At 65.5% G+C, this 25,346-nt stretch carries 21 protein-coding genes, 1 tRNA gene and 1 pseudogene; 12 read left to right on the forward strand and 11 right to left on the reverse strand.

Annotated elements, in window-relative coordinates; all coding sequences use genetic code 11:
* The 6 genes and pseudogenes from C7453_RS17850 to C7453_RS17870 form a co-directional block, all read right to left on the reverse strand.
* Nucleotides 1–463: pseudogene (locus tag C7453_RS17850) on the reverse strand (transposase); the annotation flags it as partial.
* A 286-nt stretch (nt 464–749) separates the two neighbouring features.
* Nucleotides 750–1,361 (reverse strand): DUF4291 domain-containing protein, encoded by a 612-nt coding sequence (locus C7453_RS17855; RefSeq protein ID WP_114729534.1) that lies wholly within the window; start codon nt 1,359–1,361, stop codon nt 750–752.
* A gap of 9 nt (nt 1,362–1,370) precedes the next feature.
* Entirely contained in the window at nt 1,371–1,892 is a 522-nt protein-coding gene (locus C7453_RS18780; RefSeq protein ID WP_141289111.1) for a hypothetical protein, read from the reverse strand.
* Between the two features lie 725 nt (nt 1,893–2,617).
* Complete coding sequence (locus C7453_RS17860) at nt 2,618–3,775, reverse strand: GNAT family N-acetyltransferase (protein WP_174788003.1); 1,158 nt, start codon at nt 3,773–3,775, stop codon at nt 2,618–2,620.
* A gap of 17 nt (nt 3,776–3,792) precedes the next feature.
* Entirely contained in the window at nt 3,793–4,257 is a 465-nt protein-coding gene (locus tag C7453_RS17865; RefSeq protein ID WP_114729536.1) for a RidA family protein, read from the reverse strand.
* Nucleotides 4,258–4,295: 38 nt separating this feature from the next.
* Nucleotides 4,296–5,864, reverse strand: a complete 1,569-nt coding sequence (locus C7453_RS17870) for a TSCPD domain-containing protein (protein WP_170143282.1) — start codon at nt 5,862–5,864, stop codon at nt 4,296–4,298.
* A 187-nt stretch (nt 5,865–6,051) separates the two neighbouring features.
* Here C7453_RS17870 and C7453_RS17875 point away from each other — a divergent pair, with 187 nt between their 5' ends.
* The 7 genes from C7453_RS17875 to C7453_RS17905 all read left to right on the forward strand — a co-directional run bounded on the left by C7453_RS17875 (nt 6,052) and on the right by C7453_RS17905 (nt 11,032).
* Nucleotides 6,052–6,420 carry an NADH-ubiquinone oxidoreductase subunit NDUFA12 family protein gene (locus C7453_RS17875; RefSeq protein ID WP_114729541.1) on the forward strand — a complete coding sequence of 123 codons (369 nt, stop codon included), beginning with the start codon at nt 6,052–6,054 and terminating at the stop codon, nt 6,418–6,420.
* A gap of 217 nt (nt 6,421–6,637) precedes the next feature.
* The gene (gene mlaD, locus C7453_RS17880; protein WP_114729543.1) at nt 6,638–7,219 is read left to right on the forward strand and encodes an outer membrane lipid asymmetry maintenance protein MlaD; all 582 of its coding nucleotides are present in this window, start codon (nt 6,638–6,640) and stop codon (nt 7,217–7,219) included.
* Nucleotides 7,216–7,440 carry a hypothetical protein gene (locus C7453_RS17885; RefSeq protein WP_114729545.1) on the forward strand — a complete coding sequence of 75 codons (225 nt, stop codon included), beginning with the start codon at nt 7,216–7,218 and terminating at the stop codon, nt 7,438–7,440. Before mlaD ends, C7453_RS17885 begins: the two co-directional genes overlap by 4 nt.
* An 8-nt stretch (nt 7,441–7,448) precedes the next feature.
* Complete coding sequence (locus tag C7453_RS17890; RefSeq protein ID WP_245949148.1) at nt 7,449–8,330, forward strand: DUF2155 domain-containing protein; 882 nt, start codon at nt 7,449–7,451, stop codon at nt 8,328–8,330.
* Nucleotides 8,331–8,412: 82 nt separating this feature from the next.
* On the forward strand, nt 8,413–9,171 hold the full coding sequence (gene otsB / locus C7453_RS17895) for a trehalose-phosphatase (RefSeq protein WP_114729547.1): 759 nt from the start codon (nt 8,413–8,415) through the stop codon (nt 9,169–9,171).
* A complete protein-coding gene (locus C7453_RS17900; protein ID WP_114729549.1) occupies nt 9,159–10,523 on the forward strand; it encodes an alpha,alpha-trehalose-phosphate synthase (UDP-forming) in 1,365 nt (454 codons plus the stop codon). Before otsB ends, C7453_RS17900 begins: the two co-directional genes overlap by 13 nt.
* Complete coding sequence (locus C7453_RS17905; protein ID WP_245949149.1) at nt 10,520–11,032, forward strand: disulfide bond formation protein B; 513 nt, start codon at nt 10,520–10,522, stop codon at nt 11,030–11,032. Before C7453_RS17900 ends, C7453_RS17905 begins: the two co-directional genes overlap by 4 nt.
* Here the strand turns inward: C7453_RS17905 and C7453_RS17910 are convergent.
* Nucleotides 10,986–11,162: a DUF1328 domain-containing protein gene (locus C7453_RS17910; RefSeq protein ID WP_114729551.1), complete on the reverse strand. Its 177-nt coding sequence runs from the start codon at nt 11,160–11,162 to the stop codon at nt 10,986–10,988. The two genes, C7453_RS17905 and C7453_RS17910, sit on opposite strands and share 47 nt — an antisense overlap.
* Before the next feature lie 215 nt (nt 11,163–11,377).
* Between C7453_RS17910 and C7453_RS17915 the strand changes: the two genes are divergently transcribed.
* Both C7453_RS17915 and C7453_RS17920 read left to right on the forward strand, forming a co-directional pair.
* Nucleotides 11,378–13,420 carry an NAD(+) synthase gene (locus C7453_RS17915; RefSeq protein WP_114729553.1) on the forward strand — a complete coding sequence of 681 codons (2,043 nt, stop codon included), beginning with the start codon at nt 11,378–11,380 and terminating at the stop codon, nt 13,418–13,420.
* A gap of 249 nt (nt 13,421–13,669) precedes the next feature.
* A complete protein-coding gene (locus C7453_RS17920; RefSeq protein ID WP_114729555.1) occupies nt 13,670–15,562 on the forward strand; it encodes an N-acyl-D-amino-acid deacylase family protein in 1,893 nt (630 codons plus the stop codon).
* 24 nt (nt 15,563–15,586) lie between these two features.
* On the opposite strand, the gene C7453_RS17925 is transcribed toward C7453_RS17920, so the two are convergent.
* Nucleotides 15,587–18,409 carry a glycosyltransferase gene (locus tag C7453_RS17925; protein WP_114729557.1) on the reverse strand — a complete coding sequence of 941 codons (2,823 nt, stop codon included), beginning with the start codon at nt 18,407–18,409 and terminating at the stop codon, nt 15,587–15,589.
* A 199-nt stretch (nt 18,410–18,608) separates the two neighbouring features.
* On the opposite strand from C7453_RS17925, the gene C7453_RS17930 reads away from it, so the two are divergent.
* Nucleotides 18,609–19,958, forward strand: coding sequence for a beta strand repeat-containing protein (locus C7453_RS17930; protein ID WP_114729559.1), 1,350 nt, complete (start codon nt 18,609–18,611; stop codon nt 19,956–19,958).
* Between the two features lie 9 nt (nt 19,959–19,967).
* Nucleotides 19,968–22,691 carry a glycosyltransferase gene (locus C7453_RS17935; protein ID WP_245949150.1) on the forward strand — a complete coding sequence of 908 codons (2,724 nt, stop codon included), beginning with the start codon at nt 19,968–19,970 and terminating at the stop codon, nt 22,689–22,691.
* Here C7453_RS17935 and C7453_RS17940 read toward each other — a convergent pair.
* On the reverse strand, nt 22,600–23,520 hold the full coding sequence (locus tag C7453_RS17940) for a rhamnan synthesis F family protein (RefSeq protein ID WP_114729561.1): 921 nt from the start codon (nt 23,518–23,520) through the stop codon (nt 22,600–22,602). The two genes, C7453_RS17935 and C7453_RS17940, sit on opposite strands and share 92 nt — an antisense overlap.
* A gap of 248 nt (nt 23,521–23,768) precedes the next feature.
* Between C7453_RS17940 and C7453_RS17945 the strand changes: the two genes are divergently transcribed.
* Nucleotides 23,769–24,038 carry an HU family DNA-binding protein gene (locus C7453_RS17945; protein WP_114729562.1) on the forward strand — a complete coding sequence of 90 codons (270 nt, stop codon included), beginning with the start codon at nt 23,769–23,771 and terminating at the stop codon, nt 24,036–24,038.
* 434 nt (nt 24,039–24,472) lie between these two features.
* Here the strand turns inward: C7453_RS17945 and C7453_RS17950 are convergent.
* Both C7453_RS17950 and C7453_RS17955 read right to left on the reverse strand, forming a co-directional pair.
* A tRNA-Gln gene (locus tag C7453_RS17950) sits at nt 24,473–24,547 on the reverse strand.
* Between the two features lie 76 nt (nt 24,548–24,623).
* A complete protein-coding gene (locus tag C7453_RS17955; RefSeq protein WP_114729563.1) occupies nt 24,624–25,274 on the reverse strand; it encodes a TetR family transcriptional regulator in 651 nt (216 codons plus the stop codon).
* Nucleotides 25,275–25,346: the final 72 nt, after the last annotated feature.

A 25,346-nucleotide genomic window follows, 5' to 3' on the forward strand; every position in this document is an offset into this window, starting at 1 on the left:
GCGTGTGCCCATCGCCCGTTTCCGGCCGCCACGCTTGCGGACCGACAGCCCCTCTTCGCGATAGAGCCGGAACAGCTTCTTGTGGTTCATCGCCACCCCCTCCCGGTCGAGCCGGATCTGCAGTCGCCGGTAGCCAAATCGCCGTCGCTCCTGAGCCAGTTCGCGCAGCCGCCCGCGCACGGCAGCATCATCCGGGCGGCGTGACGCATAGCGCCAAGTCTTCGGGTCCATACCGATCAGCCGGCTGGCCCGTCGCTGCGAATACTCTTTCTCCCGGATCGCCCAGGTCACGGCCTCCCGCCGCAAACCGGGCGTTTGGCCTGCTGCCGTATTTCGACCGCCAGGTGTAGAACGTCGCATCGCTGATCCCGTGCTTGCGGCACAGATCGGCCGCCGACGCACCCGCCTGATGCTCCTTCAGGACCCCAATAATCTGGTCCTGCGTAAAACGTGATCTCTTCATTGTCTGTCTCCGGTTGGACAGACCTGACTCAAAAACGAGGGCATTCCACGGGCTAGGGTCAATATGCACCGAAAACCGGTTCGGTAGAAATGCTCTGGTTTATTATTTTCACGAACATTTTCACTTTTTTGAATGCATGCGTTTAAATGGGATCTGTTCTAGCTAATGTTATAAAAGTTTCTTTCTATTTCGATTTTTTATGAAATGTGGTGATACTGTATTGATATTCTTGGTTACCAGAAGAGCAACGCAGTACTCGGTTGGAGGCCATGGGTGGGCGTAGACATCAACAGGACATATCATGTTTTTTTAAATAAGGGAGTATATTTCCGGAGTAGGGATAGATTTCTTCGATTGGCAACATTTTTTGCGCGAGTCTGAATTCGGAATTCCTGACGAGTTCGTAGGTTGTCTTCGCCATTTCGGTTATGTCGGTAATTTTCTGAATCCATCTGTCAACGTATAGGGCGGCTGCATCTTTGCCTAGACCGACCTGTATTGAGCGATGATTTTGCGGCTCCGAAAGGAGATTTCTTTCAGGATCCCATTGGATTCGAACTGGGGAAGCCGCTTTCAATGCACGCCATTCGTCCTCACTTATCGAGGGTTCTCGATGAGTGCTGCAACTATGCTCCAAAGCCCAATCGAATCCTTCCCGAGTAATGTCGATCGCGAGAATTCGACTTTGGTCTGGATCTTTGAGTCCCCATCCTGCGCGATACATCATCCAAAGAAAAGAAGGCTTTATCCAAGTCATTCTTTCTCGCTTGAACGGCGGCGAGACAAACCTTCCATTAGCGAGGGCGGAGTCTGCGATCTGGTCATTGTATGCTTGGTATATACGTATGGTCAGAGCGTCAAAGCTTGCACGTATCTGATAGGGTGGAATGTCTGTCATTTTGAAAACTTAACTCTTTATGTTGCAATGAGCATCATGCGGGCGGACGAATATCTGAACATCGGATTCCGTCGCGATGACAAAACTGAGATTTGTATCAGAAAACCCATAGGCTCGAATATCGCATACGTTATGTGTGCTTACGCACGCCGCTCTGCCGTCGGGATAAATCAGATCGACGTCTGGTTCGGGCCAAAGTGCATCCCTTTTACACAACGAAAATCCGTCAGATGTCGTGACAGGAAGATGTCCTCCCCAAATGCCGGCTGTGGGAATTATCTCTCCAACCATGCAACCAAAACCGGACATCTTCAGACGACGGTAATGCTCAACACTTACGAACTCGTCTTGTCCGACAGCAAGCCTTTCTCCAGTAATCGTATCGGTCAGAGTCACCTTGCTCGCGGAATGAATGAGTATGATGTCGCGGCCTTTGGCGTAGCCTACCTGGTAGAGTCCTCCCACCAGGACTGTACCCACCTTGAACCAAGGTTCAGGAAGATTCTGTATCAAATTGTTTTCAATCATCAATATGTTGATTTTATCTTTTGTTCTCTACAATTCAAAGCTCCACGGACCATACGATAGCAATCCACTGTCCCGATCGGCTTACTGCGTATGATTTGCGCTTTGTCCCAAAAGGACGCGATTTGTTTTATGGATCTGGACCGGGTTTCGGCTTTTTCATGTTTTCACCGTGTTGATTGGGCCTGCTGTATATGAACCTCTGGTCATTCACTACGGACACATATGTTGGCGTCGAGAACAGGCGAAAGGATACCGATGCGGTTCCTCTGATATCTGACCAGGGCACTCTCTGCCAGAGATTTGAGCATTGCCTTCGCGATCTTGTCATCGGTCGCAGCCAAGGGAAGCAGGATATTCTTCGATGTCTGGTTCCGGCCAGCCTCCTCCCATAATTCATTCGCTTTTTGATACCGGTATTTACTCCGATGCAGGGAGACTGGCCTTCTTCTTATAAGGACCATTCAAGTTGAACTTTGGGTGTTTGCAGGAGTTTCGTGCCCATACGCCTTAAGGATGCCGGCGCGTAATGCGTTATTTTGCATCGTTCCTTGCGTTAACAGGGCTTTTTTCGGTCCATCACGCTGGAACGTAATTCCATTCAGATTTTCACTTGTCGAAGAGCAGGGCAACGTTGATGTATTCTGGATTTTTCCGCCGATGTCATGTGTTGTCTTAAAACGAATAAAAGTCTTTTTGCTTCTTTTTCTTCAAAAAAAGAAGAGACTTCGTCAGTCCTCGCCCGCAGCGCGATAGGGCGATTGTGCGTCCAGTTCCGCCATTTCTTGCAGCATGGCTTCGCGTTCATGAACCACGAATTCGGCAACCGCGCGGTGCAGGCCGGGGTGGGTGATCCAGTGGGCGGAATAGGTTGGGGTGGGGCGGTAGCCGCGCTGGATCTTGTGCTGGCCCTGCGCCCCGGCTTCGACCCGGCGCAGGCCGTGGGCGATGGCGAAATCGATCGCGCGGTAATAGCAGAGTTCGAAATGCAGGAACGGATAGTCGCCGTCGCAGCCCCAGTTGCGGCCGTAGAGCGTGTCGGTGCCCATCAGGTTGAGTGCGCCCGCCACGGGCGTGCCGTCCCGTTCGGCCAGCATCAGCACCACCCGGTCGCCCAGCCGTTGGGACAGCAGGGGGAAGAATTCGGGCGTGAGGTAGGCGCTGCCCCATTTGCGATCGACGGTGGCGGTGTAGAATCGGTAGAAATGCGCCCAGAGATCGGGCGTGATCGCGCGGCCCTGCAAGGTGCGGAAGGTGAGGCCGCACTGATTGGCGTCCCGCCGCTCGCGCTTCAGGACCTTGCGCTTGCGCGAGGCGAGGGTGGCCAGGAAATCGTCGAAGCTGGCGTAGCCGGCATTGTCCCAGTGGAACTGGACGCCCAGCCGTTGCAGCCAGCCGGCTTCGCCCAGCAGCGTATAGTCGTCCTCGGTGCAGAAGGTGACGTGGACCGAGGAGACGCCCAACTCGGTGGCGGCCTGACGCAGGGCGCCGGCGAGTGCCTGGCGCAGGCCGGGCCGGTCCGCCGCGTCGTCGCGCACCAGCAGGCGTGGGCCCGGCACCGGGGAGAAGGGGACCGCGACCTGCAATTTGGGATAGTAGTCGCCGCCAGCCTGTTCGAACGCGCGAGCCCAGCTCTGGTCGAAGACATATTCGCCGTAGGAATGCGACTTGGCGTACATCGGCGCCGCCGCCAGCAGGCGGCCGGTGGGGTCGCGGATGGCGGCGTGCTGCGGCAGCCAGCCGGTGCGCGGGCCGGTCGATCCGCTGTCTTCCAGCGCCGAGAGAAAGGCGTGGCTGACGAACGGATTGTCCGGGCCGGCGCAGGCATCCCACTCCGTCGCCGGGATGTCGGCGATGGCGGGATGCAGGCTCAGGGTCAGGGCGGTCATGATCGGGCCGCCGCCGGTCAGGCGATCTCGAACAGGCCTTCGACCTCGACAGCGGCGTCGAGCGGCAGGGACGGGACGCCGATGGTGGAGCGGGCGTGCCGCCCGGCCTCGCCGAAGATCGCGACCGCGAGATCGGACGCGCCGTTCATGACCGCGGCATGCTGGGTGAAGCTGGGGACGCAGGAGATGAAGCCGCCCAGACGGACCACGCGGCGGACCCGCGAGAGGTCGCCCACTGCGGCGCGGACCTGGGCGATGACGTTGATCATGGCGTAGCGGGCGGCCTCAACCCCGACTTCGACCGCGACGTCGGCGCCGAGCTTGCCGGTGGCGAACAGCTTGCCGTCGAGCAGAGGCAACTGGCCGGAGACGACCAGCAGAGAGCCGCTGAGGACGCTGGCGACATAGGTGGCGACGGGGGCAGGGGGCACGGGCAGGATGATGCCGTGCCGGTCCAGGCGGGTTTCGGGGGTGTCGGTCATGAACGGGGCTCCTTGTCCGAAACGGGCAGGCGCGGCGCTTAGCCGACCAGGCGAAGTTTGCCGCGCCGGGTGGTATTGTCCCCTTTTGTCTCGGGGAAATCCAGCGGCAGCATCGGAGACGGGGTGTCGGTCAGGTCGTCCTGATGCGGTGCGTCGGGTAGCTTGTGGCCCAGATAGGCATCCGACAAGGCCCTGAACGCATAATCCAGCATGGAGGTCGCATAGGAGGCGACCGGATCGCCCTCCACCGTGCCGGCGGGGCCGAAGCGGGTATAGGCGAAGGCGTCCACGTAATCGTTCAGCGGCGCGCCATATTGCAGGCCGATGCTGACGGCCTGGCCCAGCGCGTCGAGCAGGCCGCGCGTCATCGGCCCCTCGCGGGCCGGAGTGATGGTGACCTCGCCCAGCGAGCCGTCTTCATATTCCGCCGTGCGGAGGAACAGGCGGTGGCCGCCGACGCTGGCCTTCTGCGTGAAGCCGCCATGGCGGGCCGGCAGGTGCCGCCTGACGCCGCGATCCAGCGCCAGCCGGGCGCGCAGGGTGGGCATGGACGAAGGATCCGGGCGGGCGGGCATGCGGTCGACGAAGCCGGCCAGCGCGCGGTGCATCGCCTTGTGGGCCTCGATATCCGGCAGGGGCAGGACGCTTTCGCCCGCCAGGGCGGCGGCGAAGGCGGCCTCGGGCGTCAGGCCGCGTGCCGTCAGGCGGGAAAGGGTGCTGGCGGCCAGCCGGCCGTCCGGCCGGAGCGGCGAGAAGATGGGAGCGAGGCCGCAGGCTTCCACCCCCAGCAGGGCGTCGATCGGGCCGGGCGCGGAAAAGCCGGTTTCGATGCGGGGCAGGGGGGTGTCGGTTTCGACCGCCGCGTCACGCCAGACGGCGCGCGCGGTTTCGGCGAGGCCGGGCACCGTGCTGCGCGCGGGGGGGAGCAGCAGGGTGTCCGCCCCGCATCCCGCATGGGCGACCGAGGTGGCCAGCGACGCCAGGCTACAGGCCACGTCGCGGCCGGCGTCGCTGTCGTAATCCAGCCCCAGCGCCGCCAGGCAGGCATCGAGATTGGTCATCAGCAGGTCGCCGGCGATCGGCGGCGGCTCGGGCGGCGGGGCCTCGGGCCGGGCCTTGCGCCCGCGTGGTGCCGGGGGGGGCGGCGCCAGGTCGGGGAAGGGCAGTTCGCCGTTGCGCAGCGCCGCCTTGCGTTCGGTCACGTCGCGCAGGACCTGGCAGAGCAGGCGCAGGGCGGCGACGAAATCCTCGGCCAGGAAGCCGCTGCCGGGCTGCACGAAGGCCGCCAGATTGACGATGAAGCCCGGCCGCCGGTCGTGCTGGCCGGTCCACAGGGACTCGGTCGGGGCCGCCTGGCGCAGCATCAGCAGGCACGAGAGCGAGCGCGCCTGCGTGGCCAGAGAGCCCACGGCCACGTCGTCTACCCAGCGTGCCGCTTCGGTCGCCAGACGGGCGGCCCCCCGGCCGGACGCGAGGCGCGCCAGGGCTGCCGCCGCCTCGTCATCCCAATCGGCGGGGAGGGTGACGGCGCGGAGAGCGTCGTCCGGGTCCGCGGCGGCCTGCGTGGTACGCATGCGCACGCCGTTCCAGTGGCTTCGGGCTGTCATGGCATTCACTCTAGGCCCGCTTCGTGACGGGGCGGAAGCCGTATATGGTGGGTCCCAGACTATACAGACCACTGTATATTGTGGATATGGGGGATAAGTTCGCGGTTTCCGGATCCCGGAGTTGTGATCGGGCGAGTCCCGCCCCGCCGGGTGGACCGGCTGCCGGAAAGAGGGTTATCCTCGGGGCATGGCAAATCTCGGCACCCGCATCTACACCAGATTCAAGGGTCGGCTGGTCGGCAAGGATGCCGATGGCCGGTGCTACTACGAGGCGCGTACCGCGAATCGTACCGGTGGCGGCCTGACGCGGCATGAGCGCTGGGTCATCTATCACAAGGGCGAGGATGCCTCGGTCGTGCCGCCCGAATGGTGGGGATGGCTGCACCATGTCGATGACGCGCCCATGCCCGAGAGCGCGCGCCAGCCGTGGCAGATCCCGTATCCGGGCAACCGGACCGGGACGGTGGATGCCTATCATCCGCCCGGAAGCGATTATCGCGGTGGCCGTCGTGCGGCCTCGACCAGCGATTACGAAGCCTGGATTCCCGAAGGGTGAAACGGCGGGCGGAACCTGTTAAGGTCCGCCCTGATGCTGCCTGAATGCTGTGGATGCTGAGTCGCGCGCGGCTTGGATCGGCAGCGGCCTGCGTGTGTCTTTGGGGATCGGAGCGGCCTTGCGGGCCGTGTGCCGGGGCCTGGAGGCCGGCGGAGGCTTGTCGGCGGTGGCCGTTTTTACGCAGTCTCCGTGCTGTGAATTGGGGAACAGAGTCAGAATGGTCAGTGCGGTTGCAGGCCGGGTGAGCCGGAGTTCGGCCGAACTCGCCGCCGGGTGCGGGGTTCTTGTACTGCTGGGCGGGCTTCTGGCCCTGGCGGTGGTCGACAAGGGGCGGCGGCATGAAACCGGCTATCGGCTGCATGCATCCTTTGCCCATATCGACGGGTTGTCGGTCGGGTCGGATGTGCGGCTGGCCGGGGTGACGGTGGGGCAGGTGGTCGATGAGCGCGTCGATCCGTCCAGCTTCAAGGCGCAGGTGACCTTTACCGTGCGCCCCGATGTGCAGTTGCCGACCGATAGTGCGGCCATCATCACCAGCGACAGCCTGCTGGGCGGCAAATATGTCGCCCTGTCGCCGGGGGCCGACAATGCGATGCTGAAGCCCGGTGGCGCGATTACCGAGACCCAGGGGGCGATCAGCCTGGAGCAGTTGCTCAGCCGCTTCATCTTCTCGGTGACGGATACGATGACCAAGGCCAACCAGCAGCGCGCGAACCAGGGAACGGCGCCCCAGGGAGCGGCGACTCCGGACAATGGACAGGCCCCGGCAGGGCATACCGGGGGCGGCGACCAGCCATGAGCGGGGCCGCGCTTCCGCCGCCGCCCGCGATCTGGCAGCAGTCCGATGGCACGCCGGTTTCGTGCCAGGACAAGGTCCGGGTGCTGAACGAGAATTATGCCGAGCTTTGCGAGGTCATGCGGGACACGTTCGAGGACGCGGTGCTGATCGGTGTTGACGAGGACGGCATGCGGCGGTTGATCGCGGAGGTCGCGGCCGCGCTGCGAAGCCCGAGATCGTGAGGCGGGACGTGTTGCGTCTGCTCCGCCCGGTGTCGCGCCGGGCGGGGGCCTTGCGTGCGGCGTTGGCCACCGTGCCGGCGCTGGTGGCATGGAGTGGCGGGCCTGGGGGCATGGCTGCCCGGGCCCAGCAGATCGTGGCGCCGCCTGCGATCTATCCCGCCGATACCTGGCAGGGGCGCTCCGTCGCGACCGTGCGGGTGCTGGATACGCTGGATTCCAGCGTACAGGTGTTGACCATTCCGGTGGGGCAGGATGCGACGTTCAGGGCGCTGACGATCCATGTCGGCGCCTGCCGCGACCGGCCGGCGACGCTGACGCCCGATGCGGCGGGATGGCTGGCGGTGCGCGACACACGGCAGGACGGCCCCGGCTTCAACGGATGGATGCTGGCGGGCGAACCTTTTCTGGGCGTTTTTCAGGACCCGATCTACGCCGTGCGCCTTGTGGGCTGCGCGGGCGACATGGTGGCGCCCGTTCCGCCGCCGCTGGCGGGTCTGGCGGCGGCTGCGACGCAGCCGGGCGATCAGCCGGTGCCCGGAACGTCGGATCAGGGCACGCCGTCCGTGCCGGGCCCTTCGGGGCCGCAGGTGCTGACGGTTCCGCCAGCGCCGCCGGCCGGGCAGCCCGCCGCGGCATCCGCCCCGGCGGTGCCCGCCGCGCGTTTCGGCGGGGCGCCGCTCTCCCTGTCGCCGCCTGACGAGGATGCGCCGGTGTCGGGTGCTGCTCCAGCCGGTGCCGCCATGCAGCCGGCGGGGAGGCCCATGCCATTGCCTCCGCCGACGCCTTTTGCAACGGGTAACGCTGCGCCGCCCCGGTCGCCGCCTGCATCGTCCGCTCCGCCGGCATCGCAGGCGCAGCCTGGGCAGCCGCAATCCCTCCTGCCCCCCTGACGGGGGCGGGAAGCAACCTGTCCCGCCGGTGTCGGTCCGGGATGAATGACAAGCCTTCGGTCCCAAGGAGTCCAGAATGCCCATGAGCCCGACGGATTATGCCGGCCCGGCCGGCCGGTTCATGCCGCCCCCAGGCGAGGCGGCCCTGCTGCTGGATTTTGACGGTACGCTGGTCGATATCGCGCCCACGCCGGAATCGGTGGTCGTGTCCCCCGGCCTGCCGGACGTGCTGCGGCGGCTGCGGGCGAAATGCGGCGATGCGCTGGCGGTGATTTCGGGCCGCGCGGTGGATCAGATCGACCATTTCCTCGGCGACGTGCCGTTTGCCGTGGCCGGCGAGCACGGGCTGGCGGTGCGGCATCGTCCGGACGGCCCGATCGTGCATGCCGAACTGCCCGCCATGCCGCCGACCTGGCTGCCGGCCGCCGAGGCCCTGGCGGCGCAGCATCCGGGCGTGCGGATCGAGCGCAAGCCCGCCGGTTTCGTGCTGCATTACCGTGCGGCGCCCGAGATGGCGGATGTGCTGCGCGAAGCCGCGGAATCGTGGGTTGCGTCGACGCACGGGCGCTTCCATGTGCAGACGGCCAAGATGGCGTGGGAAATCCGGCCCCATGGCGTGGACAAGGGCCATGCGGTGGCGGCGCTGATGCAGTCGCCGCCCTTCGCCGGGCGGCATCCGGTCTTCGTCGGCGACGACGTGACGGATGAGGACGGCATCCGCGCGGCCGAGGCGCTGGGTGGGGCGGGGTTCCGTATTCCTCGGGATTTTCCCGATCCGGCCGCCTTTCGGGCCTGGCTGGCGACGCTCGCGGGCGGAGGGGATGATTCATGGGGCGTCTGATCATCGTATCCAACCGGGTGCCTTCGCCCCGTGAGCGTCTGCAGCCGGCCGGCGGCCTGACCGTGGGGCTGAAGGACGCGCTGCGGGGCGGGGAGTCGCTGTGGTTCGGCTGGTCGGGCAATCAGTCCGAATTCGAGGGCGACCCCGCCACGGGCATGGATGAGGTCGATGGCGTGACCTACGCCACGATCGACCTGACGGCACGCCAGCACGAGGGATTCTACCAGAATTTCTCGAACGGCATTTTGTGGCCGCTGTTTCATTACCGTGTCGGGCTGATGAATTATTCCCGTCGCGACTGGCAGACCTATCTGGAGGTCAATGCCATGTTCGCGCGCTGCCTGCGCGCGCTGTTGCAGCCGGACGACGTGATCTGGGTCCATGACTATCATCTGTTTCCGCTGGGCCAGGCATTGCGCGACCTGGGCGTGACGGGGCGGATCGGCTTCTTTCTGCATATTCCCGTGCCGCCCTGGAGCCTGGTGCGCTCGATGCCGGGGGCGAAGCTGCTGCTGGAAGACATGCAGGCCTACGACCTGATCGGGGTGCAGACCGAGGAAGATGCGGACAACCTGAACCACGCCTTCCGCCTGAACGGGCTGACCGAACGGGCGGGGGCTTTTCCGATCGGCATCGATCCGCATGAATTCCGCGAACAGGCCGAGGAGAGCGTGCGGCGCGAGGAGGCCGACCGCCTGCGTGCCAGCCTGCGCGGGACGGCGCTAATCCTTGGCGTGGACCGGCTGGATTATTCCAAGGGCCTGCCGGAACGCTTCAGGGGATACGAGGCGTTCATGGCCCGTTATCCCGAACATCGGGGCAAGGTGTCGTTTCTCCAGGTTGCGCCGGTATCGCGCGGCGACGTGGAGGAATATCGCCAGCTTCGGTGCCAGTTGGACGAGCTGACGGGGCGGATCAACGGTGCCTATGCCGAGTTCGACTGGACGCCGATCCGGTATCTGACGCGACCGGTGGCGCGGGACATCCTGGCCGGGTTCTATCGCATGGCCGACGTGGCGCTGATCACGCCGTTGCGCGACGGGATGAACCTGGTGGCGAAGGAATATGTCGCGGCGCAGGACGCGGCCGACCCCGGTGTGCTGGTGCTGTCGCATTTCGCCGGCGCGGCGCCGGAGATGGACGAGGCGGTGCTGGTCAATCCCTATGACGCCGACGAGATCGCCGATGCGCTGCATCAGGCGCTGACCATGGGGCTGGAGGAGCGCCAGCGGCGCTGGAGCCGTCTGGACGAGGATGTGCGCCGGACCACGGCCGGGTTCTGGGCGCGGGACTTCCTGAAGGCGTTGGACGAGGCGCCCCCGGTCGCGACGCCTCCGCTCGGACCATCATGACGCGGCGGGGTACCGGCATGGGCCGGGGGCCTGGTTTCGTGCTGGCGGTTGCCGGGGCGGTGGCGCTGGGGATTGCGGCCTGGGTCGAATACGGGCTGGGGGACGTGCCGTGCGGGCTGTGCCTGTGGGAACGCTGGCCCTGGCGGGTGCTGGTGGGGCTGGGCCTGCTGGCCGCCCTGCTGCGTGGGCAGGGGGCGCGGGCCATGCTGTGGCTGGCTGTTCCGGTGATGCTGGCGGCCTGCGGGCTTTCGGCCGTTCATGTCGGGGTGGAGCAGGGGTGGTGGCCGAGCCCGCTGCCGGAATGTCGCGCGCCGGTCTTTCATCCCGGCACGTTCGCCGAGCGTCTGGCCGCCATGCCTCTGCGCCCGTCGAAGCCGTGCGACGCGCCGACCTATCTGGTCGGCGCGCTGCCGCTGTCCATGGCCGCGATGGACGGGCTGTACGCGGCCGGTGTGCTGGCGGTTATAGCGTACTGCCTCTCCCGCGGCCGAAAAAGAGGCCGACGATGAACAGCACCAGGAAGATGAAGAACAGGATCTTGCCGATATAGGCGAAATCGGCCGCGAAGCCGCCGAAGCCGAGGGCTGCGGAGATCAGGGCCAGGACGAGGAAGATCAGCGTCCAGCGTAAGAGGTCCATCGGGATATCCTCCGATTCATGTGTCTGGACCGGATGGTCCGTTATGGTTTCAATGGCTGGCTGCCCGTATGGTTGCGTTTTCGTATGAGAATTCGCGGGTTGCGGCCTGTCCTGGCGTTTCGGGGATGGGCTGGTGGCCATGCGTGCCCGGCAGGGTGAAGACAATGGCCAGCTCCGTGTGTCCGGTGCGGCCTTCAGCAGGCGGGTGACTGATCGTGCCGGATTTCCGCTCTCTCTATCGTCAGGGTTTCGCGCGGGTGGCGGGGTGTACGCTGCCGGTGGCGCTGGCCGACCCGGCGGCCAATGTCGCGCGGATGGTGGACATGGCCCGCGCCTGCGACGCCCAGGGCGTGGCGCTGGCGGTTTTTCCCGAACTCGGTGTGTCAGGCTACGCGATCGACGATCTGCGCCAGCAGGACGTGCTGCTCGACGCGGTGGGGAGCGCGCTGGCGACCCTGGCGGAGGCGACCGCCGGGCTGATGCCGGTGGTGGTGGCGGGGGCGCCGCTGCGGCATGGCGACGCGTTGTACAATTGCGCGGTAGTGCTGCATCGCGGGACCGTGCTGGGCGTGGTGCCCAAGAGCTACCTGCCGAATTACCGCGAGTTCTACGAAGCCCGGCATTTCGTTGCCGGGGCCGGGCTGCGCGGCCAGACGATCCATGTGGCGGGGCAGACGGCGCCGTTCGGCACCGACCTGCTGTTCGAGGCGGAGGATCTGCCCGGCTTCGTGGTCGGCGTCGAGATCTGCGAGGATGTGTGGGTGCCGGCACCGCCGAGCACGGATGCGGCGCTGGTGGGGGCGACGGTGATCGCCAACCTGTCGGCCAGCGATATCACGGTGGGCAAGGCCGACCAGCGCGACCTGCTGTGTCGCTCGCAATCGATGCGCGCGCTGTGCGCGTATGTCTATGCGGCGGCGGGTGAGGGGGAGTCGACCACCGACCTGGCCTGGGACGGGCAGGTTTCGATTTATGAAAACGGCGCGCTGCTGGCGGAGACGGAGCGTTTTCCGCAGGGGCCGCACCGGGCGGTGGCGGATGTCGACCTGGACCTGTTGCGGCAGGAACGTGCCCGCATGGGGACGTTCGCCGATTGTCGTGCCATGCGGCAGGGTGGAGAGTGGCGCCGGATCGGCTTTGCGCTGGCGCCGCCGCCTGGCGATCTGGGCCTGTTGCGCCGGATCGAGCGGTTTCCCTTCGTGCCCAGCGACCCGGCGCGGCTGGAGCAGGATTGCTTCGAGGCCTGGACGATCCAGGTGTCCGCCCTGAAGCAGCGCCTGCTGGCGACCGGGGCGCGGAAGATGGTGATCGGGGTGTCCGGCGGGCTGGATTCCACCCAGGCGCTGCTGGTGGCGATCCGTGTTGCCGACGAACTGTGCCTGGGGCGCGATGCGGTGCTGGCCTATACCATGCCCGGTTTCGGGACCAGCCCCGGCACGCAGTCCAACGCCATGGCGCTGATGCAGGCGCTGGGCGTGGCGGCGGCGGAACTGGATATCCGCCCGACCGCGCGGGTGATGCTGGAAGAGATGGGCCACCCCTTTGCCCACGGTGTGCCGCAATATGATGTGACCTTCGAGAACGTGCAGGCGGGACTGCGTACCGATTTCCTGTTCCGGCTGGCCAACCAGCATGGGGGCATCGTGATCGGGACCGGCGATCTGTCGGAACTGGCGCTGGGCTGGTGTACCTATGGCGTCGGCGACCAGATGTCGCACTACAACGTCAATGCCGGGTTGCCCAAGACGCTGATCCAGCATCTGATCCGCTGGGTCGTCGCCTCCCGCCGGGTGGAGGTTGACGCGGCGCGGGTGCTGGAGGCGATTCTGGCAACCGAGATTTCGCCCGAACTGATCCCGGCGGGTGCCGACCTGGCCCTGCAAAGCACCGAGGAGAAGATCGGGCCGTATGCCTTGCAGGATTTCACGCTGTACCATGTGCTGCGGCATGGGTTCCGGCCCTCGCGCATTGCGTATATGGCGGAAATCGCGTGGCGCGATGCGGGGGCGGGTACGTGGCCGCCGGGCTTCCCGGCCGATCGGCGGGTGGCCTACGACCTGCCGGCGATCAGGCACTGGCTGTCGGTTTTCCTGAGCCGTTTCTTCGGATTCAGCCAGTTCAAGCGTTCGGCTGTGCCCAATGGGCCGAAAGTGGTGGCCGGTGGCGCGTTGTCGCCGCGTGGCGACTGGCGGGCGCCGTCGGATGGCAATGCGCGGTTGTGGCTGGAGGAACTGGAACGCAACGTTCCGGCGGCATGATCGGCCTTCGCGCGCGGTGAGGCGAAAAGGGTGTCGGGTTACGATCTGTTCCGAAGATATGCATCGGAAAAGAGATTTATTCTATTTTGACAGAAATGGACCTGAAAGCTGATTGAATTGGAGGGGTTCCGGTTGGAACTTCTTTGATCCTGCGTTGTTATGACCAGATAGTCGGAGCGACGGCGCAGGCTTCTTGTCCAGTGATATCGGGGTCTATTATGTGTCCTTGCTTCGCCTCTGGAGAGGCGTATGGCGGATAGTGTTTATCGCAACGGTATTTTTTTCGATGGGTCTGGAAAAGCGCCGGTCATTGCGGATGTGGCCGTAAAAGACGGCAGGATTGCCGCTATCGGGCAGAATCTTGCGGTGGAGGCCGGGGCCGCCGAGATTGATTGCCGTGGATTGTGGGTGATGCCGGGGTTGCTCGACATCCATACGCATCTTGACCTGGAAGTGGAACTCGCGCCCGAACTGCCGGAAGTGGTGCGGCATGGCACCACCACGGTCGTCATGAGCAATTGCTCGATCGGCGTGACCTATGGCCATCAGCGGCGCGACGGCGAAGACCCGATCGTGGATTGCTTCGCGCGGGTCGAGAACATGCCAAAATCGGTTCTGAAGCGCGTTGCGGATGCCTGTACGTGGACGGATTCGCAGGGGTATCTCGACCATCTGGAGGGTCTGCCGCTCGGCCCCAATGTCGTGCCGATGATTCCGCATTCCATGCTGCGGATCGAGGTCATGGGCCTGGAGGGCTCGGTGAGCGGAGTGCCGTCACCGGACGCACTGGCCCGCATGGAGCAGTTGCTGGAGGCCGGCATGGCGCAGGGCTATGCCGGGTTCTCGACCGATGCGCTGCCGTTTCACTTTCTTGCGAATGCGCCGAACAAGAAGAAGCGGATTCCGACGCAATATGCCGGGTTCCGGGAACTGGCGCGGCTGACGGAGATCGTGCGGCGTCATGGCCGGGTGTGGCAGGCGACGCCGGCCAAGGACAATGTTTTTGCTGCCGTGCGCAGTTTCATGCTGACCAGCGGGCGGCTTTACCGTCGGCCGCTCAGGACGACCGTGCTGGCGGCGCTCGATCTGCAGACCAGCCGGTCGGCCATGCATCTTTGCCTGCTGCTTTCTTCGATTCTCAATTCCCGGCTGCTGAAGGGGGCATTGCGTTTCCAGGCCCTGTCTTCGTCTTTCCGGATCTGGAGTGACGGCGCGATCAACCCCCTGGCGGACGAGATCGCGGCGTTTCGGGCGCTCAACGAACTGGAGCTTGATGATCGGCCGGGGCGGGTGCGGATTCTGAACGATCCTGGCTGGGTCGCCTCCTTCCGGAAAATGTGGTTGGCGGGAAAGGGGAAAGGGTGGTCCATGGCGGGGCTGCGGCGGCGCCTGCGCTGTGAAACGGTGGTTCTGAGCCGGCGGCTGGATGACATGGTCGTTGCGGAATGTCCGCTGGCGCATTGGGTGGGGGAAAGCCTGGAGGCGCCTTATCGCAGGCTTCTGGCCTTTCAGGCGGCCAATGGCCGCTTTCCGCGCGCCCGAGACGCGGAGGCCGCGTTTTTCTTGGGTTTTCCCGATCCGATCGGCGATGATGCGGCTTTTCTGCTGCATCTGCTGCGGGTGTGGGATACCGACCTGCGCTGGGAGACGACCATCGCCAACCGGAATCCGGCCACGCTCAGAAAACTGCTCTTCCACGACCAGACATTGCCGGGATTCAACGACAGTGGCGCGCATCTGGCCAATATCGGTTTCTATGACGGAAATCTGCGGACGCTGAAGGTCGCGCAGTGGGAGGGGTTGGCGCAGGTTTCCCGCGCCGTCCATCGGCTGACGGAGCTTCCGGCCGCGTTTTTCGGCCTGAATGCGGGTGTGGCGCGGGTGGGGGCGCAGGCGGATCTGTGCGTGATCGACCCGGTGGCGCTTGAACGGTGGAACCCGGAGAAGACCTATCATTTTCTCCATCGGAGCCAGCTTGGGTGCCGGCAGGTCGTCAACCGTCCGGTGGGCGTCGTGCGGAATGTGATGATCGGCGGGCGGATCGTGTGGGAGGGGGACGGATACGCCGACGGGTTCGGGGAACGCGCGTATGGGCGTGTCATGCGGGCGAAGGATCATCCGCTGGAGCGGCATTGGTCCTGACGGGTTGCTGGTGGGCATGGCAGCCTATGCCCTGCTTCTTGCATCCGGCGCGGTCAGGCGGATCCAGGGATGGCGGGCGCGCAGGAAGGTGACCACGCGCTGCTTGTGCGCTGCCCGTTCGGTGACGTTGTCGGTCATGGCGGCGTCGTGGACCCGGTATTCGGCCAGGATCTCGGGCACATGCGTGCCGGCGATGCCCAGTTCGGCCAGGGTGCACCAGAGATCGTAATCCTCCCACCCCATGGCGTCGCGGCGCACGTAATAGCCGCCGGCCGCCGCCCAGGCCCATTTCGCCACCATCGCCATGGCATCGACGACGTTGCCGCCCACCAGGCGTGCCGGGTGCCACGCGAGGTCGCCCATCACGCCGTCGGCCCGGTCGAACCGGCGGATGATCGGGTAGGCAAACCCGGCATCGTCGCGCTGGATGGCATCCAGCAGGTGCGCGCAGGCGTCGGGCAACAGGCGGTTGTCGGCATCGAGTTGCATGACGTAGGGGGTTTCGGCGGCGGCCATGCCGATATTGCGGGCCCCGCCCAGCCCGGCGTTGCGGCGGGCGCGTAGCAGCAGCAGACGGTTGAAGCGTTTGCCGTGGCGCGCCATCCAGCCGCTGACCAGGGCGGCGGTGTCGTCGGTCGAGGCGTCGTCCACCACGATCAGGTCGAGCGGTGCGAGCGTCTGGTGACGCACCGAGTCCAGGGCCTCGATGACATGATCGGCATATTGGTACGCGGTGATGACGACGGTGACTGCCGCGTCCTGCAACTGGTCGTGGTGCAGGAGTGTCTCGCTGTCGGGGATGGTCGGTATGGCGCGGGCTCGGGCGGGGCCGCGTGCCAGTGCCTGGGCGCCGGTCCGTGCGGTGGTCTGGCCGCCGGTCAGGCCGGCGATCGTCAGCGCCATCAGGCTGGCCTGTCGTTGCGGGCCGTATTCCCACAGGACCGTATGCAGTGCGTCGCGTGCCATGCGGGTGCGCAGGGCGGGATCGTCCACCAGGCGGGTCAGCGTGTCCTCCCATTCCGCGTCGCTGTCCGCCAGCAGGCCGGTGACGCCGTCGCGGATCGCGGCGCGGAAGGGCGCGGTGGGGGAGGCGACGGTGCAGGTGCCGGCCAGTGCGGCCTCGAAGAATTTCAGTTCGCTCTTGGCCTCGCAGAACGGGTTGCCGGTTTCGAGCGGCGCGATCGAGATATCGAGCCGTGCCAGTTCGTCGGGCAGGGCGTCCAGCCCGACCATGTCGCGCCATTCGATCTGCGCCGCGCGGGCGTGCAGGGGGGGGAATTCCTCGGTCAGCAGCAGCGGACGGCCGCCTCCGGGCTCGCGGAACAGGACCAGCCGCACGTCTGGCCGCCGGGCCATGACGGCCAGCAGGCCCGGCAGGGCGCGGGCGAAATCGCGCTGGTGCGTGCGCGAGCCGGTGGCGTAGCCGATCCTTACCAGCCCGTCGGGCGGGGTGGCCGCGCGGCGGCGGGCGGCCTGGCGGGAGCGTTCGAGCGTTGGCTGGTCGTGGATGTTCGGGATGGTGACCGTCAGCGGCGTGAAGGGGCGCATCCGGTCGGCCAGGGTGTCGGTGGTGGCGATGCCGAAATCGCAGCGTCGCAGCGTGCGCTGCATGTCGTCATACATGCGTTCGATCCGCGCCACGGGGGCGGGGCTGACGCGGATGCCGTCGATCAGGTCGCCGCGCGCCAATGCGGGTTCGAACACGAGGTCGTCGGCGTCGAAGGCCAGCAGGGTGCCGCGTGCGCGGGCCATCCCGATCAGCGTATCGACATGGCCGCTATATTCCACACGCCACAGGACGATCAGGTCGGCCCACAGCATGTCGTCCGGGCCGATGGCGGCGCAGGCGCGGCTGCGGGTGGCGTAGCCGGCCTTGCGGCAGGCGGCTTCGTTGCGGTTGACGCGATAGATCGTGCCCGGCGTCGTGGGTTCGCCGGAGACGAACAGCACCGTGCGGACGGGCAGGCGGGCTCGTGCGGGTTCGGAGGGTGGCGCGGCTACGGGAGGGGTGTGCGGGCCTGCCAGTCGGCGGGCCAGGCGGGTCCACAGGGGGGGGGGGGGGGGCGGCGGCGTGTGTGCGGGTGAGGCGGCGGTTGGCGGGTCGGCCGTGGGGGTGTGGTTCCGGTCCAGCCGCAACTCCATGGCGTCCAGCCGGGCGCGGCTGAGGGCCGCGCGGGTTTCCGCCAGTTCCGCCCTGGTATCGGCAAGGGTGCGCCGGGTGGCCCAGTGCGTGCCGATGGCGGCGAAGCGGCTGGCCAGGTTGGCGGCCACGCGATCGCCCTGCGCGCCGTTCAGCGCCGCGCAGAGACCGGCGAGCGGGTGGGTATGTTCGGTGCCGGGGGCTGGCTCCGGCAGGGCCACGGTCAGATTGCCGCCCAGTTTCAGGGTTGCGGTCGGGCGGCCGGCCAGCCAGCGGTCCCATGGGGGAGGGTGGCCGGCTGCGGTATCCGGCCCGTACAGCAGCATTGCGCCGCGCGGCGACAGAAGCGGGGCCAATTGGTCCGGTGCCGGCGTATCCGTGCCTGTGGGGGGCAGGGCGGCCCAGAGCAGGTCGCATGTGCCGGGGCGCAGGTGTGCCGGGACGGTGTGGAGTGTCATAGGCAGGCGCAGGTGGCGAGCCTGTTCGTTAAGGAACAGATGCAGGGCGGGGCGGTCGGGGAACAGGGCGACCGTATGCGGCCGGGCGAGGGCGAGGACCCAGCCCAGGAACGGCAGTACCGTATTGATGGCGGGATCGGGGTCCAGGTCCGGGGGGGAGAGGAAATAGGGATCGAGCGCGTCGCAGCCCAGCAGCGCGGGGTCGTCTGGCTGGGTGCGGGCGAAGGGGTGCCAGTTGTCTGCGTCCATCGGAATGCCGCGCGTCCATCTTACGGTGGTATGTGATTTTTCGATCCTGCACGACAGGATGTTAATATTTTGGGAAGGTCTCTGCGCTTACATGATCCCATTATTCCAGGCGCACATCGTCATGCGATGCGGCTTCGGATCGGTTCGTAATGGCTGATGACGTGTTGTCGTCCGGCCAGGCAATATCGGGGAGCGGGCTGTGGCGATTGTAACCGTGATGGGTGCTACCGGCACCAATGTGAACGTGACGGTCGATGGCGGCGACACGCTTGCCCTGGCCAATGCCTATGCGAAGACTTTGCGAGAGAGCGCCGCGGGCAAGAGTTTTTCCACATTACAGAATGGCTTCAATTCCGCCAGCATCGGCAGCTCGGTCGGTGTGATCACGGTCGGCGGCGCCTATGCGCTGGACGGGGCCTACGTCAACATCGTGGCCGGTGCGCTGTCGGGTGGCGCGTCGGATTCCGTGCTGACGGCGCCGGTGGCGATCGACGCGCATGAGGTTACGACGCCGGTGGATGTCATCTCCGGTACGCTGGGGGGAACGACGTTCCTGGGTGGTGCGGCCGGGGGCAGCTTCCTGGCGACGGCCGGCGACAACGTCTTTATTGGTGGGAGCGGCAATTTTACCATTAACATGGGCGCGGGTAATGACCTGGTCGTGACCGATGGCGGCAATGATACCGTCGATGCCGGTAGTGGCGCGAATCGGATTTTCCTTGGAGATGGATCGAACTCCGTCAATTCGATGGGGACGGATACCATTGTCGGGACGCTCGGTACCCAGTCGGTGACGATCAATGGCGGCAGTTCGCTGGTTCTGCTGGGCGACAATGCGACCGTCGTCGACAATGCGTCCCGCAGCATCGTCTCGGTGGGGGGCGGCAGCACCGTGTCCGGCGGAGCGCAGGACAAGGTGGCGTTCACCGGGTCGTCGGGCACGATCGCGGGCGCGGTCTCCGATACGATTTCCGCGGCTGGGAACCTGCAGGTTTCGGAAGGTGTCGGCAATACGATCAGCGTTACCGGCAGCCTGACTTTCCTGAACGGCACGGGTATGACCAGTGTGGTGGCGGGGCAATCCACCATCTTCGGCGCGGCGGGCCTGACCATGACGCTGGGGGCGTCCGGGCCGACGCTGTTCGTGGCCAATGAAGGAAACGAGACCCTGGACGGTGCGCAGGCGAGCAGCCCGCTGCATGCCTTTGCCGATGGCGGCAACGTGACGTTTGTCGGCGGCTCGGGCAACGATACGCTGGTGGGTGGCACCGGCAGCGCGACCATGACGGGCGGAAGCGGCGACAATCTGTTTGCCTTTACCAACGGGGCCAGCAGCGGGGGAGATAACGTCATTACCGATTTCGGCAGCGCGGCGGGGAACATGGTCGCGCTGTATCAATATGGTTATCAGAACAGCAGTCAGTTGCAGACCATTCTTTCCGCCGCCACCATCGCGGGCGGAAACAGCACCATCCAGTTGACCGACAACACGCGGATTACGTTCGTCGGGATTACGGATCTGAAGACCAGCGACTTCACCCTGAGCTGATCGCGGCGCGTGGACGGCTCCGCTTCCAGCCTGCCTCTTTCCGGCGACCGCGGCGTCGGGCAGGCTGGCGTGCGGCTTCAGGCAGCCCGTGCGGCGGACCTGCGGGCGGAACTCGACCAGTTGCGCCACCTGATGGCAATGCAGGATCGGGCGCTTTCCGGTCGGGTCCTGCGGGTGGCGCGGATGATCCGGGCGGCTACGCGCGGGCGCGATCCGTTCGGCCGCCCGCTGACCGAAGCGATCGTGCGTTTGTGGCGCCGGATCGGGCGTGACGGGGTCGGGCCGGCGCTTGGATATGTCGGGCGTGCTCTTTTTCCGCGCGGGGAGGTCGCGCGGGTGGAGAGGGCGCAGGACGGCGGTGCGGCGTTGCCGGTGGCACCGGTCGCGTGGACGCCCACCATTCTGATCATCGCGGAACTCAGCCTGAGCCAGTGTGCGAAATATCGTGTCTGGCAGAGGGTGGAACAGATGCGACTGCTGGGCTGGGACTGCCGGGTGGTGGATTGGCGGCATACCGCTGATGCGCTGGGTGCGTTGCAGTTCTGTTCCGGCGTGGTGTTCTATCGTGTGCCGGCATTCGCTTCGGTCCAGGTCATGCTGGAGGAGGCGCGGCGTCTGGGTGTTCCCTCCTGGTGGGAAGTCGATGATCTGATCTTCGACCGTGACCTTTATGCTCGCAACGGCAATCTTGCGATGCTGACGAAACAGGAACGCGCGCGGCTGCTGTTTGGGGCGGGACTGTTCCGTGCCTGCATGCTCGGGTGCGGCCAGGGCATTGCCTCCACACCCGTCCTGGCGCAGGCGATGCGGGATGCCGGGGTGCGGGAAGTCGGGGTTATTGATAACGCCCTTGATAGGGAAACGATGGATGCCGCGCGTTCCGCGCGCCTGAGTCTGCCGCCGCGGGCGGAGGAAGAGGATGATGGGCCGGTCGTCGTGATCTACGGGTCGGGCACCCGTACGCATGATGCCGATTTTCTTGCTGCGGCGCCTGGGCTGATGGCGGCGATGGCGGAAAATCCACGGCTGGTGCTATGGATTGTCGGGGAACTGGCTCTGCCGCCCGCCATGCGGGCGATGGGCGCGCGGGTGGTGGTTCTGGTCGGACGGTCCTATGCGGATTATCTGGCGCTGATGGCGCGCGCGGATATCGCCATCGCGCCGCTGGAAGACAGCGTCTTCAACGATGCCAAGAGCAATATCAAATATCTGGAAGCGGCCGTGGTGGGAGTGCCGCTGGTCTGTTCGCCCCGGCGGGCTTTTGCCGATGTGATCGTTGACGGGCAGACCGGCTTGCTGGCCAGGACGGATGCGGAGTGGACGCGCGCGATACTGGCGCTGGCGGCGGATGGGGCATGGCGGCGGGAGGTGGGAGCCCGGGCGCGTGTCGATGTCGGTGCGCGCTATGCCCCCGCGCGCGTGGCGGAGACCCAGTTGCGGGCCGTGTTCGGTGCTCCGCCGCCCGTAGCGCAGGACGGGCGGCTGCGTGTGTTGTGCGTGAATGTCTATTACCCGCCACGGGCTTTCGGCGGGGCCACGCATGTCGCCGTGGAGATGGTCAAGCGGCTGCGGGCCAGTGGCCGCGTCGAATTGTCGGTTTTTACCACGCGGCCGGGAGGCGTGTATGATCCGGACCGTCCGGCGGCGGCGATGCGTTATGACCATGACGGCGTGCCGGTGGTGGCGGTGGATCTGCCGCCCACGGCGGACCCGATCATGATGTTTGATCATCCGGCGGCTGCCGCGCTGTTCGCGCAGCATGTCGCGGCGTTCCGGCCCGATGTGGTCCATTTTCATGCCACCCAGGGGTTGGGCGTGGGGCTGGTCGATGTGTGCCGGGTGCGGGATATTCCTTATGTGATCACGCTTCATGATGCCTGGTGGTTGTGCGACAGGCAGTTCATGGTGCGTGAGGACGGGCGCTTCTGCGGGCAGAAACGGGTCGACCTGCGGGCCTGCCAGCGATGCCGGCCGGATGCGCGTTATCTGGAGGATCGCGCGGTGCTGGCGGGTGCCGCCCTGCGGGATGCTGCCCTTCTGCTCAGTCCGAGTGCCGCGCATCGGGACCTGCATCTGGCCAACGGTGTTGATCCTGCGCGGATCGTCGTGCATCGCAATGGCTTCCGCTGGCCTGTTACGCCCAGGGCGCGGCGGCCGGAGGGGGCTCCGCTGCGGTTCGGGTATGTCGGAGGGGTTGAGGCGGTGAAGGGGTATCCGCTGGTTCGCGCGGCGTTCGAGACCCTGGAGCGTGGAGACTGGGTATTGCGGCTGGTAGACGGCAAGACGGTGCTGGGCATGAATGCCGTCGATGTGGCCGACTGGCGGGTGCGGGGTACCGTCGAGGTGATGCCGGCTTATGACAGTGCGACGATCGACGCTTTTTTCGAATCCATCGACGTGCTGCTGTTTCCGTCATGCTGGCCCGAAAGCTATGGCCTGACGGTGCGTGAGGCGTTGGCCCGCGATGTCTGGGTGATCGCATCGGCACCGGGCGGGCAGGCGGAAGACATCGTTGCCGGCGTGAACGGGACATTGATCGGGCTGACGGCCGATGCGGACGCGCTTGTGGCGGCGGTGACGGAGCTTCTGGACCGGCCGGACCGGCTGGCGGGGCATGTCAATCCCTGCAAGAGCCAACTGGTTACGTGGCAGCAGCAGGCGGTGACGTTGCTGGAACTGTTGCGGACCGCCGCCAACGCATGGCCCGCAGGATTGCCGGCCGATCGCGGCTGATCAGGAGAAACAGCAGACGGATTTTCCAGCCGGCCATGGCAGTGGACGCGGGGCGGCCGCGCAAGGCGTCGTCGATCCAGGCGGCCGGAAAATGATCGCGCGTCGCCAAGAGGTCGCGCCATGCGCCGATCCAGCCGATGCCGCAGGGATTGTCGCGCAGAAGTTCGACCTTGATGAAGGGGGAGTCGGGTGAGCGCGCGATCGACAGCCAGTCGACATGCATCGGATTGACGGGAACGAGGCGGCGCGGACCTCTTGCATCGTCTCTCCAGGCTGCGGTGACGCGCAGGCGCGCCGCGCGGATTGCCGTGCCCAGGCCCAGTTCGCCGTGCAGGATGATTTCTGGTTTGGTCATCTCGGTGAAAGGGAGGGCCAGCACGCGCTGGATCGCCGGATGGGTGAGCGCGTCGGCGCTGAAGCACAGGAACCACGATTGCAGGTGCCAGACGGGATGGCGGGATTCGACCAGACCCCAGACATCGGCGGGGTGTGCCATCATCCGCTCCAGGATAGGTGCCAGAGGATTCAGGGGGCCGAATACGCTGTCATTCGCGAGCAGGACCCTGTCGGCGCCTCTGGCGCAGCCGGCGGACAGAAGATCCTGCCAGGCGCCGAAATCCAGGCCGCGATTGGGCCGTGTATGGGGGGTGATGCCGTGATCCGCGCAGAAACGGGCGATATCCGGCGCGATATGGCGGGCGCCCGAGAGTGCGAGATGCACCGTCATGCCGCAGGCGGCGAGTTCGCCCAGATAATGACGGGTATGGGGGCGCAGCAGGCCTGCAGGATCGTACTGGGCGAACAGGCAGGTGATGCGTGGCCGGGTCATTGGACGAAAAGCGGTGCGCGTCCGTTATCATTCACCGCCTCTTGTCCAGTTTTCCGCGAAATCGGGCAGTTTCGGGAAGGGGTGGCTATTTCGCTGTTCATGTCAGCAAGAATCTCCATGCATTGAAGAATTTTGTGGCATAAGGTTTAACAGCGCGCTAAAAGCCGCGACCGCTGTTTCGGAGCGTCGCAACGGTTTCGGCCCGTCGCGAATGTATTTCCAGGACCTGGCAGGAGAAGAGAGAGCACATGAGCAAAGCCTTTATTGCAGCCGTTATTCAGGATTCGATCGACTGCACCGGTGTCGCCGCCAACCAGGCTGCGTCCGATCTGATGGCTGCCATCGTCAAGGAACTGAAGAAGGAAGGCGGGTTTACCCTGCCGTCTTTCGGGACGTTCACGGTCAAGAAGACCAAGGCGCGCAAGGCGCTGAACCCCCGCACCGGCGAGCCGGTGAAGGTGAAGGCTGGCAAGACCGTTCGTTTCAAGGCCAGTCCGAACCTCAAGAAGGCGGTCTGATCCGCCTGGGCCATGGCTGCCAGCGGCCGTGGCCCGCACCTATGGCGTGGGTGTGACAAAGACCGCTTTCGCCGGTTGATCGGGGAAAGTGTGCCGGTTCTGTTCTTCAGATGTCCGGTAGCGACGCGGTTATGGCGTCGCCCGCACCGGAAGTGGCCGTGATGATGGCCTGCCAGGAACGATCCTGGAAATTCCGAGCCTATGCCGTCCTGATTGTGAAACCAGGACGCGCAGGCTGCTTGCTGCTCTGGTCAGGAACCGGAATGACGGGGTGATGACCTGACCGCGCAGGCGGTATTTCCATATCATGTTTCTTTTCGAAATCAATATGATATGGCTGTATCTCTGGCGTGGAGAGGTTCTGTGCAGAAGTTCCCGTCCGCGTCTTCAAGGGGAAGAGGCCGGCGGGGGACTGGGCTCTCGTATTGTCAGTTTGGCTGGGGCGGGAGGACTCGAACCTCCGAATGGCGGAATCAAAATCCGCTGCCTTACCACTTGGCTACGCCCCATTGGACCGGATCGTGTCGGCCTCGTCCTTCTAGAGGGAAGGATGGGGCCGCGTAAAGAGGGTTCCTGCGTCGGGGTTTACAGTTGGTCCGACAGGGGATCGAGCGGCAGGTCGATCGAGGGGTCGATCGGGTCCATGCTCTGCCCGGTCTCCGCCGTGGCGGCGCCGCGCCGTGTGAGCATGGTGCCCAGGCGGCCGGCGCGGTCCAGTGCCTGGTCAAGGGCGGCCATGGTGCGCGACATGTCTTCGGTGTCGTCGCGCTCCCACGCCCGCATCGTGTAGGCCCAGACGCCGATCAGGCCCTGGAGGCGCAGGACGCCGGCGGGGCCGGAGAGGTCGAGGCCCGCGGCGCCGGCCATCCAGCGCATGCTCTCCGCCGTCGTGGCGCCCAGGAACAGGGCCAGTGCGGGATCGAACGGCAGGGCGCGCATCACGGCGCGTACACCCTCGCGATATTGTTGCAGGACGTCGAAACGGCGCATCAGCACGTCGAACAATTGTTCGCGCACCGTGCCGGTGCTGCCGTCATCGACCAGGGCCGATTCATCGGCCAGCCGGCCGAGTTTCAGCAGGATGGCGGTCTTGACCGGAAAGCGGCGCCGGGCCTCGTCCAGCGGCACGCCGGCGTCGCGCGCGGCGTCGACGACGGTCAGCCGTCCCCAACCGTAAAGTGCGGCACGCTCCATGGCGGCGCGAAGCAGGGCATCGTCGAACTGATCGTTATCCATAAGCTTTCTGACGGTCATCTGGTCTGTGGCCCGATCCGGCCGATCCGGAAGGCTTGGTCTTCATTGCGGTTA

It is taken from the genome of Gluconacetobacter liquefaciens (assembly GCF_003350405.1).
GTDB lineage: Bacteria > Pseudomonadota > Alphaproteobacteria > Acetobacterales > Acetobacteraceae > Gluconacetobacter > Gluconacetobacter liquefaciens.